Raw genomic sequence first — 17492 nt, 5'->3', positions numbered from 1 at the left:
TTATCCAGTGTTTTTGTGGCTAGTTTCGCTCCCTGCAGGGATCGAACCTGCAACTACTCCTTAGGAGGGAGTTGTTATATCCATTGAACTAAGGGAGCTAGAGAAAAACTCTGCCTAATGAGCAGAGTTTTTTGGTCGAATTAACGACGGATTTCTTTGATACGAGCTGCTTTACCTTGAAGAGCACGCAAGTAGTACAATTTCGCACGACGTACTTTACCGTAACGAACAACTTCGATCTTTTCAACACGTGGAGTGTGGATTGGGAAGATACGTTCAACACCTACACCGTTAGAGATTTTACGAACTGTGTAGTTTTCTGAGATACCAGCACCTTTACGTGCAATAACAACACCTTCAAAGATCTGAACACGTTCACGGTTACCTTCGACAACTTTCGCGTGTACACGAACAGTGTCACCAGGACGGAATGATGGGATATCAGTACGAAGTTGACCTTCAGTCAAGCTTTGGATTAATGGATTCATTTTATTCTCCTATCTTTGTCAATCTTGAGGAAGCTTCCTCAGCGGATAAACTGTATTTTTGTGCGTCCATTACACACAAGATACAGTTTACCAAATTTCTTAGAAAAAGTAAAGAAATTTACAGTAAAATTCCTAAAAAAATAGCAAGTAAACCACCTAAGTAGGTCAAGAGAAAATATCTGTAAAAGACCTTCTTATCAGTTAAGAGTTTTTGGAGTTCATCATTCAAGGTTGAAAAAGTGGTTAGACCTCCACAGAAGCCTGTAGCAAGGATAGCATAGAGCTCTTTATCTTCTACATAATTGTAAAATAAACCAATTAAAAAACAACCCAAAAGATTTGCTAGAAGTGTTCCTAATGGTAAAACTCTCTCTTGATTGAGGGTAGAAAGGAAATAACGAACAAGCGCTCCAACGCCACAAGCAAGTGCTAAATACATGATTACCATTTCTTCCTCCCTAAACAATAAGCAAATAAAAGCCCTCCACCAATGCTCAGAACTAGATAGATTATCAGACTTGGATAAGAACCTGTATCCAGCAATTTTACGGCATCTAACACGAGGCTAGAAAAAGTCGTTAAACCGCCACAAAAGCCAGTACCAAGTGCTAAAATCAGACCCTTACTGCTCCCCTTATAAACCAAATAACCTTTGACAAGATAGACTAAGCAGAAAATTCCTAAATAGTTAGCAAAGAGAGTCCCCCATGGAAAAGCTGGACTGGTTGGCAACCATTTGGAAATCAAATAACGGACAAGACCTCCTAGCATGGCAGCTAGAAAGATTCCTAGTGGGTAAAATTGTTCTTTTTTCATTTGATGTTTTTATCCTGATAATCTCGCGAACGTTTGAGAATGTCTGAAAAAGTCGCGACAATTGTCTCTTCGTATTTTTTATTGCTGACACGACTTCTGACTTTTTCAAAGATAGCTTCTTCTCTTTTGGTGTCCAAAATCGGTTTTCCTGAAGTCTTTTTATAAGCAACTACGCCTTCCACAAGATGCATTCTTTCTTCCAAGAGCTTCACGATTTGATCATCAATTTGATCAATTTCTTGTCTAATAATATCTAAATCCATAGAGTCTCCTTTTTATTTGAATGATTTTAGCAAAAATCTTCTAGATAGAATGGTACATTTTTAGGAACAACTAACAAAAACTGCACTGACAACTTTCATCAGTGCAACTTCATGCTTATCCTACTTTAGCAGCCAATTCTTCTGCAAATTGTTCCAAGCGTTCGATATCTTCTTCTTCTGCAGAGAGATCCACTTTGACGCACTCTGATCCCTTTTCAGCTCCTGTTGCCACAAATACACGATCAAAGTCATCAACAGCTTTACAGAACTCATCGTAGAATGTATCGCCTGATCCTACCACACCGTATATCTTGCCACTCAAATTAAGATCTGCTAGGTCTTCGTAGAAGTCCATCATCTCATCTGGTAACTCTCCATCACCATAAGTGTAGGTTGCAACGATTGCGATATCTGCTTCAAGAAAGTCAGACGCGTCAACAGTTGTACACTCATCAACATCTACCTCTAAGCCCAACTCACGCAATTTATCTGCTACAATATCTGCAATTTCTTCGGTATTACCGGTCATACTGGCAAATACAATTTTTGCTAATGCCATATCGTCCTCCTCAATTTATCTTCCTCCATTATATCACATCTTTTTCATTTTAAAAATAAAAACTCTTGTGCTACAATGAAATAAGAAAGAATTGAGGTTACTTATGGAAATTTGCCATCAAATTTTAGAAAAAATTAAAGCATACGATACCATTGTCATTCACCGTCACATGAAACCCGATCCTGATGCCTTAGGAAGTCAGGTTGGACTCAAAGCACTTCTGGAACATCATTTCCCAGAAAAAAAAATCAAGGTAGTCGGTTATGATGAACCTACCCTAACATGGCTTACAAAGATGGATCAGGTAGAAGACAAAGATTATCAAGGGGCGCTTGCTATCATTTGTGATACAGCAAATACTGCTCGTATCGATGATAAACGTTATATCAATGCTGAAACCATTATTAAAATTGACCACCATCCAAATGACGAAGTATACGGAGATCTTGTTTGGGTAGATACCAACTCGAGCAGTGCCAGTGAGATGATTGCTCTCTTTGCTGAAGCAACTAATCTTGAATTATCTGACTATGCAGCTAAAATGCTATGCGCTGGAATTATTGGCGATACCGGCCGTTTCCTTTATCCGTCTACTTCTGCTCGTACCCTTCGAATTGCTAGTAAACTAAGAGAACATAACTTTGACTATGCTGAATTAGCACGTAAAATGGACACCATGAGCTTTAAAATTGCTAAACTTCAAGGTTATGTCTATGATCACTTAGAAGTTGATGAAAACGGTGTTGCGCGTGTCATCCTGACTCAAGAAATTCTAAAAACATATCAAGTAACAGACGCAGAAACAGCAGCCATTGTTGGTGCTCCAGGTCGTATTGATACTGTTAACCTTTGGGGAATATTTGTGGAACAAGCAGATGGCCACTATCGCGTTCGACTTCGCAGTAAATTCGTTCCAATCAATAGTGTTGCAAAAGAACATGATGGTGGAGGTCACCCACTTGCAAGTGGTGCTAACTCCTATAGCCTAGAGGAAAATGAAGTCATCTACCAAAAATTAAAAAACTTACTGAAAAAATAGATAAAAAGCTTGCCAAACTTATCAGAATCTGATAGACTAGTATGGTAACAATCTATGGCTCGCAAAGAGACCATGGCAGAAAGGAAATATTGCAAAATGAAAAAAGATATCCATCCAGAATATCGCCCAGTTGTCTTCATGGACACAACTACTGGTTACCAATTCCTTAGCGGTTCAACAAAACGCTCTAACGAAACTGTTGAGTTCGAAGGCGAAACTTACCCATTGATCCGTGTGGAAATTTCATCAGACTCACACCCATTCTACACTGGACGTCAAAAGTTCACTCAAGCAGATGGACGCGTGGATCGTTTCAACAAAAAATACGGTCTCAAATAATCATAAAAGAACAGTTTCGACTGTTCTTTTTTGTTTCGTCAAATCAGGAGTCAACGACTACTGCTGTTCCACTACAAGTGACCATCAGCATACCATTTTCAGCACCTAACGTTTCATAGTCCATTTTTATACCTATAATAGCATTTGCTCCACGTTCACTTGCACGCTCCATCATTTCTGCTATAGCTTCTTCTCTTGCTTGAGTCAATTCACCTTCATAACTACTCGCTCGACCTCCAAAAACATTACGGAAGCCAGCAGCCATATCTTTGAACATATTAACTCCAGCAACTACTTCACCAAAGACAATTCCTTTGTAGGCTAGGATTTTTTTCCCTTCAATTCCCGTAGTTGAAATAATCATCTTCCTTTCCTCCTAACTTCTTTTATATAATTGTAAACCCTTTCACTAACTCTGTCAAGAAATACTATAAGGGGCTCAATACTTGAAAAGAAACTCTTCTCACCATCCTTGTTTGCTATCCATTTAGTGCCAATTGTATGGATGGTGGCCTAAATCTTTTCTTTGCAAGCCTAACTTGAGATAGCTTTCTCAGCTTCATCAATCTTACCAATGGGTATAGCTTGGAATTCATAACTGGCATAAAAGAGACTGTTCTCTCCTTCCCCCTTTTTGCCCCAAAACTACAAAAAAAGCCTATCGACCAAGCTAGAAAGCTTGATACAATAGGCTTTTTCTAAATTCATTATTTAACAGCGTCTTTAAGAGCTTTACCAGCTTTGAATGCTGGAACTTTTGAAGCTGCGATAGTGATTTCTTTACCAGTTTGTGGGTTGCGACCTTTACGTGCTGCACGCTCACGAACTTCGAAATTACCAAAACCAATCAATTGAACTTTTTCACCAGCTGCAAGGTAATCAGCTACTGCTGCAAATACAGCATCAACTGCTGCTGCTGAGTCTTTCTTTGTCAATTCTGTAGCTTCTGCTACTTTAGCGATCAAATCTTGTTTGTTTGCCATGTTAATAATTCCTCCAAATATTTTCTAATTAACAATTACAATCATATCCTAAATTCTCTTGTAGGTCAAGTCAAAAACGCTATTTCTTGCTATTTTCTTTATTTTTTTAGGACTCATATCTGACTAAAATAGCCCAAGCATTTTCACCTGTATGTGTCTGAATAATCGAACCTGTTTCAAGTACAGAGATTGGTCTTTCAACGAATGGTTGTAGGATTTCTTTCATATCTTCTGCCCAATCCCTAGTTCCAGAATAGGAAATACCAATCTCAGAAACAGAACGCTCTGACAGTTTTGAAACTAGTTCATCCAACCATTTCTTAAAGGTTTTTGCTCCACGTCCTTTCACGATTGGTTGTAATTCGTCATCCTTCATCTGCATGACTACTCGGATATTTAATAGAGAGCTTAAAAGACCTGTCACTCGACCAATACGACCACCTTTAACAAGGTTTTCTAAGGTAGAAACACCGATGTAGAGCTCTGTATTTTTCTTGACTTCTTCAACATGAGCCACAATTGTTTCTATGTTTTGTCCTTCTTGAGCTAACTTAGCTGCTTCAACCACTTGAAATTTTAGGGCTTGGTCTGTAAAGGAACTATCCAATACGGTCACATTAGCCGTTGACAAACTTGCACCCTGACGAGCTGCTTCGACAGTTCCTGATAAGGCATGAGACATATGAATAGCTAAAATTTGACTACCGTCTTTACTTAACTCATCAAAAATCTCAGCAAAGAGTCCAACTGGAGGTTGACTTGTTTTAGGCAGATTTTTACTCTCTTTCATCAAGCGAAGAAATTCCCCTTCTTCAAGATCAGCATCCGAATAAAGAACACTATCAATCATTACAGAGAGCGGAACGACGGTAATATTTAATTCTTTGACCACTTCTGGTTCAATGGTAACAGAAGAATCTGTTACGATTTTTACTTGTGTCATAATTCAAATCTTTCTATATTTCACTTTTTGAGTGAGTTTTTTCAATTTAACTATAACAATTATATCAAAAAAATGCTAAAAATTCATACTGTATCTATTCATTTTTATGATGGAATTTATAGATTTTTAAATCTTTCATTTTATAAAAATAGTCGCCTGCTAAGACGACTATTTTAGTATCATCATAAACGTTCATACAAATCTTGCATCTGTATGTCATCAGGAACCAACTTGAGATAGTGTTGGATCTGTTCTTTTGCTTCTTCAAACCTTCCAAGTTCGCGTAATAGATGAATGTATTGCTCTAAAAACTCAGGATTTTCCTTGAGTTCTGAAACCAATGCCTGATAAGATTCATAGGCGACATCCAAATCTTCAGTTTCTTGGTAACTCCGTGCAATCATCCACTTAGTCAAGAGATTTTCTGGCTCATATACTTCTAAGGCTAGAATATCCTCATACCGTTCTTGCTCCTGATACATGGTTGCTAGCCGCAAGAGGATTTCTTCTTGGTCTTCCGCATCTTCTTGAGCTTGAAGAAGATAAGCTTCCGCCTGCTCGGGTTGATGCAATTCGTAAGATAATTGTGAAGCAAGGAGTAGTAAACGTGTTTCGAATGGATTTTTTTCCAAACCTTGTTGAGCTATCAGTAAGGCTTGCTCAGTCTGGTGTTCCTTATGTAGAGCCTGACTATAACCATACTCATACCCTTCAAAATCTGGAGAAATAGTATCCAGCTGTTTGAAATATAAAACTGCCTTGTGATATTCCTCTTGATCAAAGTAAAGACTTGCTAATTCAAATGCAGTCTGATCTTCATAATCTAACTCTAAAGCTTTTTCTAAAAACTCTATGGCTGATTCAAACTTTCCAAGTCGAGCATAGGCAGCTCCAATTCGTTGATAGGTCGAAATCCCTGTCTGCTCATATATTTCACGATTATCCAGTTGAGCATAGCCCTTAATCGCTTCTAAATCATTTCCAAGTTCACTATCTAACTCTGCTAGCCCAAAAATCAATAAAGGATCATCAGAGTAATTAAGAGCTTCTAAGAGCTTCTCACGAGCTACATCCGTCAATCCTTCCATTTGATAGAAATCAGCCTTTAAAACAAGCGCAGATACATAAGAATCGCTATTGGGTTGAATATCTTCTAGATAGCCAAACGCTTCTTCAATTTGTCCATCTTCACTTGCGATACTAGCTAGATTGAGATTTACTTCTGGAAATATTGGAGCTAGTTTTTCATAGATTTGACGAGCTTGTGGATAAAAACCAATACCTTCTAGATAATAAGCCAGTTCCAGAAGAAGATCATCCGAGTCTTCTACCAAGGCTTTTTGAAAATAGTGATCAGCTTTTGTTAAATCTTGCTGATCCAAAGCTTCAAGCATTTCTTGACTATTGCTCACCTTCAACCTCCTCTTCTAACTCATACAGACCACTAACTTTTTTATACCATTCAAAAATCGCTGAAATAACAACTTTTGCTGAAGCATAAACAGGAATTCCTAGTAAGACTCCCCAAACACCAAACATAGAACCAGACGTCAACAAAACAAATAGAATAGTGATTGGATGGATGTTTAATTGACTACCTAAAATCAATGGAGACACAAAACGACCTTCAATTGTCTGCTCTACGATAAAAACGATAATAACTTTCAAGAGCATAACTGGTCCAGCAATTAAGCCTAAGACCAGAGCTGGTATCATAGCAAGGAAACTTCCAAGATAAGGGATAAGATTTAAGACCCCCGCAGTAATACCAAGAGTCACCGCATATCTCAAACCAATAATTTTAAAGAAGATGATAAACATAATTGCCACGATAATAGCAACAGTAATTTGTCCTCTAACATAGTTAGAAAGTTGTTGGTTCACATCCGTTAGAACCTTACCTACTGGTTCTCTCAATTTATTTGGTAAGAATTGAGTGATATGATTTCTCAAGCCTTTTCCATCTCTAAGGAGATAAAAGAGCATAAAGGGCATGATAATCAAAGCAACAATGACTTGTGACGTTCCACTGATAATAGCACTCACCCAGTTCACAGCCTTAGAAGATATATTACTTGCCCAAGCAGTTGCTTGTGTTGAAAACTGAGCCAGAACCTGTTCCAGTTGAGGTCTAAAGTCATCTGGCAAACGCTTAGTTACAAGATCATCAATAACTCTATCAGCATCTTCCAGATAATTTGGTACATTTTGCGCAAAAATAACTACTTGACGTTGAAGATTTGGAATCGCAACAGCCAGACCAATAATCAAGAGTATGGCAATAATGACAAAAATAATACTAATGGCTAAGACACGATTTATCTTGTACTTCTCCATCAAATCCACCAGTGGATTTAAGAGATAAAAAAGTAATCCTGATAAAATAACAGGCAACATAACCACTGATAAAAAATCAACGACAGGGATAAATAAAAAACTAATCTTACTTAAAATAAAAATATTCAAACCTAGTAACAAGGCTACCAAAAAAACTGTAACAGCCTTATTATCTAAAAACCATTTAAAAAACCAAGATAAATTAAAATGTTTCTCTTTTTGTTCCATATCTACTTCCTTTCCTTTGTCCTTTCATTATACCATTTTTATAGGGAATAAACTGTTTTTAAAGTGTTGAGGTGACGATTGAGAACTTTAACAAAGCGACCTTGCTTTTTACTAATTTTATACTTAGATGTTTCATACTTTTTTCACTATTTTCTTCAGGTCTCCCAATTTATGATATAATAGAAACATCTTTATTTAGAGGTATAGCTATGATTGAAACAATTTATTTCGGAACTTACACACGTCGTTTATCCCAAGGGATTTATCAAGCTGATTTTGATACAGAAACTGGGAAACTATCCAATCTGAAACTATTTGCAGCTGAGCCAAGTCCTACCTATCTTGCATTTGATCAAGAAAATCACCTCTACACTGTCGGTAGCAAAGATGGACAAGGTGGAATTGCTGCCTATCAAACAGATGGTACTTTGCTAAATCATGTTGTGACAGAAGGTGCTCCTCACTGCTATGTGGCTGTTGACGAGAAACGTAGCCTAGTATATGGTGCTAACTATCACAAGGGACAAGCTTTGGTCTATAAACGTAAAGAAGATGGTAGTCTAGAATTGGCTGATACAGTTCAGCATAGCGGTCATGGTCCTCATGAAAATCAAGCTTCTCCACATGTACACTTTACAGATTTAACACCAGATCAGTATTTAGTCACTTGCGACTTAGGTACTGATGAGGTTACTACTTATGATGTCAATCCAGAAGGAAAACTAAATAAGCTAACTACCTACAATTGTAGTCCTGGTGCTGGTGCACGTCACCTTGTTTTTCACAACCACTACAAGATTGCTTATCTCATCTGTGAACTCAATAGTACAATTGAAGTATTGATTTATGATGGTGTTGGTGCATTTGAAAAAATGCAAGTTATTTCTACCCTTCCTGAAGGATTTAATGACTTTAATGGAACTGCTGCTATTCGTCTCTCACAAGATGGAAAATATCTGTATGCATCAAACCGTGGTCACGATTCTATTGTAGTTTACACTGTTCTCGCTGATGGTAGTTTAGAATTGTTGGAATTCGTTCCTACAAACGGGAAAACTCCTCGTGACTTTATTCTCTCACCAGACCAAGAATTCCTCATCGCCGTTCACCAGGATTCTGATAATGCAACTGTCTTTAAACGTAATCCAGAGACTGGTCGTCTTGCAGAACTTTCCAATGATTTCCACGTTCCCGAAGCGGTTTGCGTCACATTTTAAACATAAAAAATGAACTTGATTCTCAAATCAAGTTCATTTTTTTATAATTTATTTCCGACATTGATTCGGTTAATAGCACGTTGTAATGCAATCTTAGCACGACGCTCTTGGTCAATCAAGTGTTTGTCTTGCGCTTCTTCGATTTCACGTTCTGCACGAAGTTTGGCACGTTCTGCACGGCTAATATCGATATCACGAGCACGCTCAGCTGAGTCTGCAATAATGGTAATGACATCATTAGCAATCTCAATGATTCCTCCGTTTACTGCTATCCAGTTGACATGAGAATCATCATCAATACGTTTGACTTTAACTTCATCAACTGCTAATACCGCAATCATATTTTGATGTCGTGGCAAGATCCCCATCTCACCATCCAGAGTTCGAACCGATACAAAGCTGGCATGGTGATCATAGACGAGGCCATCTGGTGTCACGATCTGGACAGTTAACTGAGCCATAGATCACCTCTTAAAATCCCATTTTTTCAGCCTTAGCGATAACATCTTCGATTGAACCTACTCCACGGAAGGCATCTTCTGGGAGATGATCGTGTTTACCGTCAAGAATTTCCTTAAATCCACGAACTGTTTCGGCTACTGGAACATAAGAACCTGGTTGACCAGTAAATTGTTCCGCAACGTTGAAGTTTTGTGAAAGGAAGAACTGGATACGACGGGCACGAGCAACCAAAGTCTTTTCTTCATCAGAAAGTTCATCCATACCAAGGATAGCGATGATATCTTGCAACTCATGGTAACGTTGAAGAACACGTTTAACCTCAGCCGCAACTGCGTAGTGCTCTTCTCCAACGATTTCAGGTGCCAAGGCACGTGAACTTGAAGCAAGTGGATCAACGGCTGGGTAGATACCCAATTGAACCAATTTACGTTCCAAGTTTGTTGTTGAATCCAAGTGGGCGAAGGCTGTTGCTGGCGCTGGGTCAGTATAGTCATCCGCTGGCACGTAGATAGCCTGGATAGAGGTTACAGAACCTTTCTTAGTTGAAGTGATACGTTCTTGCAATTGACCCATTTCAGTTGCGAGTGTTGGCTGGTAACCAACGGCTGAAGGCATACGACCCAAAAGGGCAGATACTTCTGAACCAGCTTGTGTGAAACGGAAGATATTGTCAATGAAGAGTAGAACGTCTTGGCCTTCAACATCACGGAAGTATTCAGCGATTGTCAGACCAGTAAGGGCAACACGCATACGTGCTCCTGGTGGTTCATTCATCTGACCAAATACCATGGCTGTTTTCTCGATAACACCTGATTCTTTCATTTCCCAATATAGGTCGTTCCCTTCACGAGTACGTTCCCCAACACCAGTAAATACTGAGATACCACCGTGTTCTTGGGCAATGTTGTGAATCAATTCTTGGATCAAGACAGTTTTACCGACTCCGGCACCACCGAAGAGTCCGACTTTACCACCTTTAAGATAAGGGGCAAGAAGGTCGATAACCTTAATCCCTGTTTCGAGGATTTCTGAAGAGGTAGACAACTCATCAAAAGTAGGTGCTTTTTTATGAATTGGCTGGCGTTCTGCGTCTTCTCCAAAAGGAGCTTCCAAGTCAATGGTATCTCCCAAAACGTTGAAGACACGTCCCAAGGTTTCTTTACCTACTGGTACAGAGATTGGACGACCTGTGTCCAATACTTCCATTCCACGAGTCAAACCATCTGTTGATTCCATGGCGATGGTACGAATCATACCATCCCCCAACTCTAAGGCTACTTCAAGGACGATTTTTGTTTTCTTTTCGTCATTTTTGTAGACGACAAGTGCATTGTTAATCTCAGGAAGTTTTTCCCCTGCTGCAAACAAAACGTCTACAACGGGTCCGATAACCTGAGCAATTTTACCTGAACTCATCTCCTTCTCCTATTCTATATAAGATACTGTCGGTTCCTAGTTTTGCTAGGTCCTAAGTTCATTGATATGAGCAGGATGGCTTTATTCTAAAGCGCTAGCTCCTGCCACGATTTCTGTGATTTCTTGTGTAATCGCCGCCTGTCTGGCACGGTTATACTGAATGGTCAAATCATTAATCACTTTTTTTGCATTATCAGTCGCTGTTTGCATAGCTGTCATACCGGCAGCATTTTCAGCTGTCTTGGCATCAATAATAGCACCATAAATCATACTTTCTGCAAACTGTGGCAGCAATTGATCCAAGATTTCTTCTCGACTTGTTTCAAGGTCAAAGGTCAAGCTATAGTTATCATCTGCTTCATTTGGATCCAAGTCCACGATTGGAAGCATCTGCTCTACACGCATTTGACTTGTCAATGTATTCACGTGGTGGTTGTAGCAAACATAGAGCTCATCAAAAAGTTCATTTTGATACATTTCAATCGTTTTTGTGATAATCTTACGAACTTCATCAAAACTTGGTTGGCTTGCAAGTCCACGCAATTCATAGATAGGTTGAATACCACGTGATTTGAAGAAATCGGCTCCCATACCACCAATACAGATGACTTCAAAATCATCACCTGAAGGATGGTATTCTTGCTGAATTTCCATGACAGCTTTTAAGATTGAAGAATTATATCCTCCAACAAGACCACGGTCAGATGTAATGACGATATAGCCTGTTTTTTTGACGGGGCGACTGATCAACATAGGGTTAGTTGATCCACCAGCGCCATCTCCGTGGAGGATGTCTGTAACTAGTTTACGCACTTTTTGTGCATACACTTGGAAGTTACGAGCCGCTTCTTCAGAACGACCTAACTTAGCTGCAGAAACCATCTGCATAGCATTAGTAATTTGACTAGTATTTTTTGTTGAGGCGATTTTTGTTTTAATATCATTTAGAGATACTGCCATCTGACACCTCTATTCTTATTGGAAGCTTGATTGATTGAGAAACTCAGTAATCGCAGCATCCAAGACTGCTTCATCTGGCAAGTCTTTTGTTTCACGAATGGTTTCCAAAATTTCAGGATGTTGAGCATCAAAGAACATATGGAACTCTTCTTCGAAACGAACGATATCGTCTACAGGAATTGTATCCAAGAAACCATGGGTCAAAGCATAGAGAATAGTAACTTGTTTCTCAACAGGTAATGGTTTGTGAACAGGTTGTTTCAATACTTCTACAGTACGACGACCACGGTTCAATTTAGCCTGAGTAGCCGCATCCAAGTCAGAACCAAATTTAGTGAAGGCTTCCAACTCACGGTATGAAGCAAGGTCGATACGGAGTGTACCAGCAACTTTCTTCATGGCCTTAATCTGTGCAGAACCACCAACACGAGATACGGAAGAACCCGCATCAATAGCTGGACGGATACCTGCATTAAAGAGACTATCACTTAGGAAGATTTGTCCATCCGTAATAGAGATTACGTTTGTAGCGATATAGGCTGAGATATCTCCGGCTTGTGTCTCGATAAACGGAAGGGCTGTGATAGATCCTCCACCCAATTCATCCGAAACTTTAGCTGAACGTTCAAGTAGACGGCTATGAAGGTAGAAGACATCCCCTGGGAAGGCTTCACGACCTGGTGGACGACGGAGCAAGAGAGAAAGTTCACGATAAGCTACCGCTTGTTTAGATAAGTCATCATAAACGATCAAGACATGCTTACCTTGGTACATAAATTCTTCGGCCATAGCAACCCCTGCATAAGGTGCAAGGAAAAGCAATGGAGAAGGTTGTGAAGCTGACGCTGTCACAACGATTGTGTAATCTAAGGCTCCGTACTGACGAAGTGTTTCTACTTGTGTACGAACTGTTGATTCTTTTTGACCAATCGCTACATAGATACAGATCATATCTTGACCTTTTTGGTTCAAGATTGCATCGATAGCGATGGTTGTTTTCCCTGTTTGACGGTCACCGATAATCAACTCACGTTGACCACGACCGATTGGAACAAGGGCATCAATAGCTTTCAAACCAGTTTGCAATGGTTCTGATACTGATTTACGTTGCATAACCCCAGGAGCTGGTGCTTCAACTGGACGAGTTTTGTTTGTGTCGATTGGACCAAGTCCATCTACTGGACGACCAAGTGGATCCACGACACGTCCAATCAAGCTATCACCAACTGGAACTTCCATGATTTTTCCTGTACGACGAATGGTGTCGTCTTCGCGGATATCTGTAAAGTCTCCAAGGATGATGATACCAACATCTGTTGATTCTAAGTTTTGCGCCATACCATAAGAGCCGTTTTCAAAAATCAACAACTCTCCACTCATGGCATTTTCAAGGCCATGAGCACGCGCAATTCCGTCACCGATGTAGGTTACAACACCAGTTTCAGTCACATCAAAATTGGGTTTGAAATTTTCAATTTGTTGCTTAATTAAAGCGCTGATTTCTTGTGCGTTAATTGCCAAAAGAACACCACTTTCTATTTCAAATTTTCCTTAACAACTTTAAGTTGTTGTTTAATACTAACATCAATTGTCTTGTGATTGGCGATAATAACAAAACCACCGATTAAACTATCGTCGATTTCTTCTTTAATGCTACGCACTTTTAAAGACATCTTTTTCTCTATAATTGGAAGCAAACGTTCTTTTTGTTCATCCGTTAGAGGATGAGCAGACACAATCGTTACTTCAAAACGATTCGTTTCTCTCTCAAGACGGTTTAAACAATCTACAATCACATCATAAAAAAGATTTGAACGATGATTGTACAACAGAACTTGAATGAAGTTTTGTAATAATGGCGATGCAGAATCTTGGAAATAACTGACTGTTTTTTCCTTGTCAGACTCATCAACATCTACCTGAGCCAAAAAAGAAGGCAAGTCTGTTTCTTCAGCGACTTGCTTAATCTGGGTCAAGTCTGAGAAGATAGAATCTTCTTCTCCTTTTTCAATCACCAATTGGACAAAAGGCATGCTGTATTTTTCAATTACCTTTACTGTCTTTTTGTCCATTAAGCTTCTCCTAGCTGATCAATATACTGATCAATGAGTTCTTTATGGGCATGACCGTCAAGGTTTTGTGAGATGATTTTTCCAGCTAGACTAACTGTCAAATCTGCTACCTCACCTTTAACGCTTTGTAAAGCCTCAGCTTTATTTTGCGCAATTTCTTGGTTAGCTTTTTCTTTCAAGCGACCAGCTTCTAGCTTAGCTTCAGCCAGAATATCTGATTTGCTCTTTTCAGCTGTTTCCTTTGCATTCTCGATAATCGTTTTAGCTTCGGTACGGCTACCTGCTAGCTCAGCCTCTCGCTTACTTGCTAGTTCCTCAGCCTTTTTACGAGCTTCCTCAGCACCATCAATATCTGAAGAAATCTTTTCAGCACGTTGATCCAAAATACTGGTAATATTTCCCCAAGCATATTTCTTAACTAAAAAAATTAATAAAAGGAAGGAACCAGCGATAAGAATAAAGTCACCGATAATGGTACTAATAGTTAAATCCATCTTCTAATCCTCCTCTACTTACTCTTCCTCACCATTTACCTTTTTACCAATGTACATAGAAGACAACATGGTAAATACATACGCTTGAATACATGAAATGAAAATTGAAAAGGCTGTCCATAACATGTTTGCAATAAAGGCAAAAGGATACCAATAAAAGGCATATTGTGACAAGGCTAATAACAATCCTGCCAAGACCTCACCGGCGAAAATATTTCCGTAAATCCGAATCGCCAAGGAGGCAAAATTGGTGAACTCTTCTAAAACGTTCATCGGAGTCATAAAGCCAGGAGTAACAAATGCTCTCAAATATTCTTTAACGCCTCTACGACGAATTCCTTCTACATGGGCGATCAAAGTGATCAATAAGGAGAGGGATAAATCGTATCCAAGGTTGGCTGTTGGGGAAGTCCACAAGTTATAACCGTTTGTTGTTTGTACTTTTGCCATTAAGCCAATATTGTTGGCAACCAAGATAAACAGAAATAGAGAGAACAAGAACAAGGAATAATCCTTGATATATGAATCTCCAATGTTTGGTTTTGTAAAACCAATCACAAAGTCATAAATCATCTCAAGAGCATTCTGTTTGCCCTTTGGACGGATGGCCATTTTACGACTTGCCCAGTAGACAAAGGCAAAAACCATCAAAACAGTTACAAGAGACATGGCAAGCAGGGTCAAATCAAAGGATATTGGTCCAATATTAACGGTTGGATTCAAACTTTCTTCCATGGTTTGACACCTCCATTTCTAAATAGAGTTGTCTATTTGATAACGAATGACATCGCCAAGGTTACAAAGAAAGTTCCTTCGATAAAGGCAATCCCCATGATCATCAAACTACGCAATTGTGGAATGATATCTGGTTGGCGTGCTGCAGATTTGAACAAACCGTTCATCAAAAATCCTTCTGCAAGAGATACACCCATACAGGCAAGACATAGACCGAAAAATGTTAAATTCATGACGAATTCTCCTTTTTTAAATTAAATTTACTTCCCTAGTTTAGTCCTAAAATTTGCTTTTGTCAACTCTTTACTAGCATTGAAAGCGTTTCAAATCATTTATTTCTAATTTTACGATTTTCAAGACAATCATATAGAAAATTTTAATGTCTTTTCAGGTTATTTTCCTTATCTTTCCTATTTTTCTGAAAAGAAAAATCCAAGTTTTACAACTTGGATTTATCGTTTCTTATTTAAAATAATAAGAATGGTGACTCTGGCAAGCTGGATTAAAGAGTGCTGCACAATAAGGACAGCTCCCCTTTTCTCTATACTCCTCATAAGTTAGGATCTTCTTACAGGAACCACATAAGATAGGTTTATCCTCTTTTAGATTTAAAGGATAAGGAGAAAATGTGTGCGACTCTAGTTCATTGTGACACTGATAACAGGCATAGTATTTCTGACACTCATAACACTGGAGCGCTACGATATCTTTGTCACTATGGTAATGAACACATCTGCTTTCATCATCTACTAGTAAACCCTGAGCTTGAACCATGATTTTTCCTTATCTAGGCACGAACTGTGACGCTTGTTCCATCTTCTTTGTATAGATTAATCAAACCTTCTTTCAAAGCACGGACCATATCACCAGCTTCTACTGGTTGAGGAACCTTGATGGTTAAAAGTTCCATTGGATTTGGTGCACGGTCAATTTTATTACCTTTAGCATCATGAAGGTCTTCGATATAAGTTTCAAAATGGCGGAAACCTGGGCCATAAAACTCAACTTGGTCACCTTCGTTGATAACGTTACGTTGGCGAATAGTTGCTGTTTGCGTCGCAGCATCATAAGCTACTACTTCAGCAACAAACTTGTATTCTGGAATCTTACGACGAGCTCCGAAAAGTTGCTCATTTTCAGATGGTGTTCCGTAGTAGAAACCTGTAGCCAACTCACGTTGGGCAACCTTCCACATTTCATCAATCAAGTCTTGTTTGATAGCTTCAAACTTTTCAGGGCTCTCAAGGTAAGCATCAACGGCAGCTTTATAGCAGTTTGTCACAGTTGAAACATAGTGGATGGACTTCATACGGCCTTCAATCTTCAAACTATCCACACCATTTTCAATCATATCTGGAATATGGTCAATCATCGACATATCAACAGCTGACATTGAAAATTCTTCAGGAATTTCTCCCTTGAGACTCTTACGCTCTTTACCAAATGGCATATCGTAAAGGTCATATTTCCAACGGCAAGATTGTGAACATCCACCACGGTTGGCATCACGCATACTCATATGGTTAGAGAGCGTACAACGACCAGAGTAGGAAATACACATAGCTCCATGTACGAAGGCTTCAATCTCAACATCTGTACGTTTGCGAATTTCTGCCAATTCTTCCATAGAAACCTCACGCGCCAAAACAACGCGAGTCAATCCAAGTTCTTTCCAGAATTCAAGAGTTTCATAGTTGGTCGCACTAGCTTGTGTTGAAAGGTGGATTTCAAGTCCTGGTGCTTCTGTTGCTGCAATCATGATTAAGGCTGGATCAGACACGATAACCGCTGCAATCCCAATATCACGTAATTTACGGAACCATTCGCCGGCCCCTTCTTCGTTTCCTTCGTGCATGACCATATTAGCAGCTACATAAACCTTAGCACCGTACTTAGCAGCGAACTGAACTCCTTCTTCCATCTGTTCGAAAGTGAAGTTACCCGCGCGGCTACGAAGACCATAGGCCTGACCACCGATAAAGACAGCATCTGCTCCGTATTGAACAGCTACTTTAAGTTTTTCTAGTGTTCCTGCAGGTGATAGAACCTCAGGACGTTTCAAAGTTTTTGTCATTTTTTCTCCTATTTGCAATATAAAAGTTTGACACCAATCTTAACTATTTTATAGTAAACAGGGTTCA

23 protein-coding genes and 1 tRNA gene are annotated in these 17492 nt (G+C 39.2%); 3 read left to right on the top strand and 21 right to left on the bottom strand.

Going from position 1 to position 17492, the window contains the following annotated elements; genetic code table 11:
* Positions 1-26 precede the first annotated feature (26 nt).
* The 6 genes from QM460_RS01065 to QM460_RS01040 form a co-directional block, all read right to left on the bottom strand.
* A tRNA-Arg gene (locus QM460_RS01065) sits at positions 27-98 on the bottom strand.
* Positions 99-140: 42 nt separating this feature from the next.
* Positions 141-488, bottom strand: a complete 348-nt coding sequence (rplS, locus tag QM460_RS01060) for a 50S ribosomal protein L19 (RefSeq protein WP_001068670.1) — start codon at positions 486-488, stop codon at positions 141-143.
* A gap of 118 nt (positions 489-606) precedes the next feature.
* Positions 607-936 carry a fluoride efflux transporter CrcB gene (crcB, locus tag QM460_RS01055; protein WP_414288888.1) on the bottom strand — a complete coding sequence of 110 codons (330 nt, stop codon included), beginning with the start codon at positions 934-936 and terminating at the stop codon, positions 607-609.
* A complete protein-coding gene (crcB, locus tag QM460_RS01050) occupies positions 930-1304 on the bottom strand; it encodes a fluoride efflux transporter CrcB (RefSeq protein ID WP_414288887.1) in 375 nt (124 codons plus the stop codon). The genes crcB (QM460_RS01055) and crcB (QM460_RS01050) overlap by 7 nt, the downstream gene beginning before the upstream one ends.
* Complete coding sequence (locus tag QM460_RS01045) at positions 1301-1567, bottom strand: chorismate mutase (protein ID WP_320692123.1); 267 nt, start codon at positions 1565-1567, stop codon at positions 1301-1303. The genes crcB (QM460_RS01050) and QM460_RS01045 overlap by 4 nt, the downstream gene beginning before the upstream one ends.
* 115 nt (positions 1568-1682) lie before the next feature.
* Positions 1683-2126, bottom strand: a complete 444-nt coding sequence (locus tag QM460_RS01040) for a flavodoxin (RefSeq protein WP_001162134.1) — start codon at positions 2124-2126, stop codon at positions 1683-1685.
* A gap of 103 nt (positions 2127-2229) precedes the next feature.
* Here QM460_RS01040 and QM460_RS01035 point away from each other — a divergent pair, with 103 nt between their 5' ends.
* Together QM460_RS01035 and QM460_RS01030 are read left to right on the top strand one after the other, a co-directional pair.
* Positions 2230-3165 carry a DHH family phosphoesterase gene (locus tag QM460_RS01035; protein ID WP_414288886.1) on the top strand — a complete coding sequence of 312 codons (936 nt, stop codon included), beginning with the start codon at positions 2230-2232 and terminating at the stop codon, positions 3163-3165.
* Between the two features lie 96 nt (positions 3166-3261).
* Positions 3262-3504 carry a type B 50S ribosomal protein L31 gene (locus QM460_RS01030; RefSeq protein WP_000710764.1) on the top strand — a complete coding sequence of 81 codons (243 nt, stop codon included), beginning with the start codon at positions 3262-3264 and terminating at the stop codon, positions 3502-3504.
* Positions 3505-3547: 43 nt separating this feature from the next.
* Here the strand turns inward: QM460_RS01030 and QM460_RS01025 are convergent, their stop codons facing one another.
* The 5 genes from QM460_RS01025 to QM460_RS01005 all read right to left on the bottom strand — a co-directional run bounded on the left by QM460_RS01025 (position 3548) and on the right by QM460_RS01005 (position 7995).
* The gene (locus tag QM460_RS01025) at positions 3548-3868 is read right to left on the bottom strand and encodes a heavy metal-binding domain-containing protein (RefSeq protein ID WP_000587311.1); all 321 of its coding nucleotides are present in this window, start codon (positions 3866-3868) and stop codon (positions 3548-3550) included.
* Between the two features lie 343 nt (positions 3869-4211).
* The gene (locus tag QM460_RS01020; RefSeq protein ID WP_001284633.1) at positions 4212-4487 is read right to left on the bottom strand and encodes an HU family DNA-binding protein; all 276 of its coding nucleotides are present in this window, start codon (positions 4485-4487) and stop codon (positions 4212-4214) included.
* A 106-nt stretch (positions 4488-4593) separates the two neighbouring features.
* Positions 4594-5430: a DegV family protein gene (locus QM460_RS01015; RefSeq protein WP_414288884.1), complete on the bottom strand. Its 837-nt coding sequence runs from the start codon at positions 5428-5430 to the stop codon at positions 4594-4596.
* A 182-nt stretch (positions 5431-5612) separates the two neighbouring features.
* Positions 5613-6842, bottom strand: a complete 1230-nt coding sequence (locus QM460_RS01010; RefSeq protein WP_414288882.1) for a tetratricopeptide repeat protein — start codon at positions 6840-6842, stop codon at positions 5613-5615.
* Positions 6832-7995 (bottom strand): AI-2E family transporter, encoded by a 1164-nt coding sequence (locus QM460_RS01005; RefSeq protein WP_281334925.1) that lies wholly within the window; start codon positions 7993-7995, stop codon positions 6832-6834. Before QM460_RS01005 ends, QM460_RS01010 begins: the two co-directional genes overlap by 11 nt.
* Before the next feature lie 209 nt (positions 7996-8204).
* Between QM460_RS01005 and QM460_RS01000 the strand changes: the two genes are divergently transcribed.
* The gene (locus QM460_RS01000; protein WP_414288880.1) at positions 8205-9212 is read left to right on the top strand and encodes a lactonase family protein; all 1008 of its coding nucleotides are present in this window, start codon (positions 8205-8207) and stop codon (positions 9210-9212) included.
* A 41-nt stretch (positions 9213-9253) separates the two neighbouring features.
* Here the strand turns inward: QM460_RS01000 and QM460_RS00995 are convergent, their stop codons facing one another.
* The 10 genes from QM460_RS00995 to QM460_RS00950 form a co-directional block, all read right to left on the bottom strand.
* On the bottom strand, positions 9254-9673 hold the full coding sequence (locus QM460_RS00995; RefSeq protein ID WP_049503620.1) for a F0F1 ATP synthase subunit epsilon: 420 nt from the start codon (positions 9671-9673) through the stop codon (positions 9254-9256).
* A gap of 10 nt (positions 9674-9683) precedes the next feature.
* Complete coding sequence (gene atpD / locus QM460_RS00990; RefSeq protein WP_000094353.1) at positions 9684-11090, bottom strand: F0F1 ATP synthase subunit beta; 1407 nt, start codon at positions 11088-11090, stop codon at positions 9684-9686.
* A gap of 81 nt (positions 11091-11171) precedes the next feature.
* Complete coding sequence (locus QM460_RS00985) at positions 11172-12050, bottom strand: F0F1 ATP synthase subunit gamma (RefSeq protein ID WP_045763457.1); 879 nt, start codon at positions 12048-12050, stop codon at positions 11172-11174.
* 15 nt (positions 12051-12065) lie between these two features.
* Positions 12066-13571 carry a F0F1 ATP synthase subunit alpha gene (atpA, locus tag QM460_RS00980; RefSeq protein WP_414288878.1) on the bottom strand — a complete coding sequence of 502 codons (1506 nt, stop codon included), beginning with the start codon at positions 13569-13571 and terminating at the stop codon, positions 12066-12068.
* 14 nt (positions 13572-13585) lie between these two features.
* Positions 13586-14122, bottom strand: coding sequence for a F0F1 ATP synthase subunit delta (locus tag QM460_RS00975; protein WP_000359024.1), 537 nt, complete (start codon positions 14120-14122; stop codon positions 13586-13588).
* On the bottom strand, positions 14122-14616 hold the full coding sequence (gene atpF, locus QM460_RS00970) for a F0F1 ATP synthase subunit B (RefSeq protein ID WP_000366310.1): 495 nt from the start codon (positions 14614-14616) through the stop codon (positions 14122-14124). Before atpF ends, QM460_RS00975 begins: the two co-directional genes overlap by 1 nt.
* A gap of 18 nt (positions 14617-14634) precedes the next feature.
* Complete coding sequence (gene atpB, locus QM460_RS00965) at positions 14635-15351, bottom strand: F0F1 ATP synthase subunit A (RefSeq protein ID WP_000392935.1); 717 nt, start codon at positions 15349-15351, stop codon at positions 14635-14637.
* A 32-nt stretch (positions 15352-15383) separates the two neighbouring features.
* The gene (locus QM460_RS00960) at positions 15384-15584 is read right to left on the bottom strand and encodes a F0F1 ATP synthase subunit C (protein WP_001054551.1); all 201 of its coding nucleotides are present in this window, start codon (positions 15582-15584) and stop codon (positions 15384-15386) included.
* Positions 15585-15813: 229 nt separating this feature from the next.
* Positions 15814-16125, bottom strand: coding sequence for a CHY zinc finger protein (locus QM460_RS00955; RefSeq protein ID WP_414288876.1), 312 nt, complete (start codon positions 16123-16125; stop codon positions 15814-15816).
* Positions 16126-16138: 13 nt separating this feature from the next.
* Complete coding sequence (locus tag QM460_RS00950; protein WP_006148665.1) at positions 16139-17425, bottom strand: peptidase U32 family protein; 1287 nt, start codon at positions 17423-17425, stop codon at positions 16139-16141.
* Positions 17426-17492 lie beyond the last annotated feature (67 nt).

Origin of the sequence: Streptococcus infantis (genome assembly GCF_047464415.1) — a bacterium.
GTDB lineage: Bacteria > Bacillota > Bacilli > Lactobacillales > Streptococcaceae > Streptococcus > Streptococcus infantis_AE.
This window is presented reverse-complemented; position numbering and strand designations above follow the sequence as displayed.

Coding starts and splice junctions, on each gene's coding strand:
- rplS (WP_001068670.1), bottom strand. CDS start 488: ATGAATCCATTAATCCAAAGCTTGACTGAAGGTCAACTTCGTACTGAT.
- crcB (WP_414288888.1), bottom strand. CDS start 936: ATGGTAATCATGTATTTAGCACTTGCTTGTGGCGTTGGAGCGCTTGTT.
- crcB (WP_414288887.1), bottom strand. CDS start 1,304: ATGAAAAAAGAACAATTTTACCCACTAGGAATCTTTCTAGCTGCCATG.
- QM460_RS01045 (WP_320692123.1), bottom strand. CDS start 1,567: ATGGATTTAGATATTATTAGACAAGAAATTGATCAAATTGATGATCAA.
- QM460_RS01040 (WP_001162134.1), bottom strand. CDS start 2,126: ATGGCATTAGCAAAAATTGTATTTGCCAGTATGACCGGTAATACCGAA.
- QM460_RS01035 (WP_414288886.1), top strand. CDS start 2,230: ATGGAAATTTGCCATCAAATTTTAGAAAAAATTAAAGCATACGATACC.
- QM460_RS01030 (WP_000710764.1), top strand. CDS start 3,262: ATGAAAAAAGATATCCATCCAGAATATCGCCCAGTTGTCTTCATGGAC.
- QM460_RS01025 (WP_000587311.1), bottom strand. CDS start 3,868: ATGATTATTTCAACTACGGGAATTGAAGGGAAAAAAATCCTAGCCTAC.
- QM460_RS01020 (WP_001284633.1), bottom strand. CDS start 4,487: ATGGCAAACAAACAAGATTTGATCGCTAAAGTAGCAGAAGCTACAGAA.
- QM460_RS01015 (WP_414288884.1), bottom strand. CDS start 5,430: ATGACACAAGTAAAAATCGTAACAGATTCTTCTGTTACCATTGAACCA.
- QM460_RS01005 (WP_281334925.1), bottom strand. CDS start 7,995: ATGGAACAAAAAGAGAAACATTTTAATTTATCTTGGTTTTTTAAATGG.
- QM460_RS01000 (WP_414288880.1), top strand. CDS start 8,205: ATGATTGAAACAATTTATTTCGGAACTTACACACGTCGTTTATCCCAA.
- QM460_RS00995 (WP_049503620.1), bottom strand. CDS start 9,673: ATGGCTCAGTTAACTGTCCAGATCGTGACACCAGATGGCCTCGTCTAT.
- atpD (WP_000094353.1), bottom strand. CDS start 11,090: ATGAGTTCAGGTAAAATTGCTCAGGTTATCGGACCCGTTGTAGACGTT.
- QM460_RS00985 (WP_045763457.1), bottom strand. CDS start 12,050: ATGGCAGTATCTCTAAATGATATTAAAACAAAAATCGCCTCAACAAAA.
- QM460_RS00975 (WP_000359024.1), bottom strand. CDS start 14,122: ATGGACAAAAAGACAGTAAAGGTAATTGAAAAATACAGCATGCCTTTT.
- atpF (WP_000366310.1), bottom strand. CDS start 14,616: ATGGATTTAACTATTAGTACCATTATCGGTGACTTTATTCTTATCGCT.
- atpB (WP_000392935.1), bottom strand. CDS start 15,351: ATGGAAGAAAGTTTGAATCCAACCGTTAATATTGGACCAATATCCTTT.
- QM460_RS00960 (WP_001054551.1), bottom strand. CDS start 15,584: ATGAATTTAACATTTTTCGGTCTATGTCTTGCCTGTATGGGTGTATCT.
- QM460_RS00955 (WP_414288876.1), bottom strand. CDS start 16,125: ATGGTTCAAGCTCAGGGTTTACTAGTAGATGATGAAAGCAGATGTGTT.
- QM460_RS00950 (WP_006148665.1), bottom strand. CDS start 17,425: ATGACAAAAACTTTGAAACGTCCTGAGGTTCTATCACCTGCAGGAACA.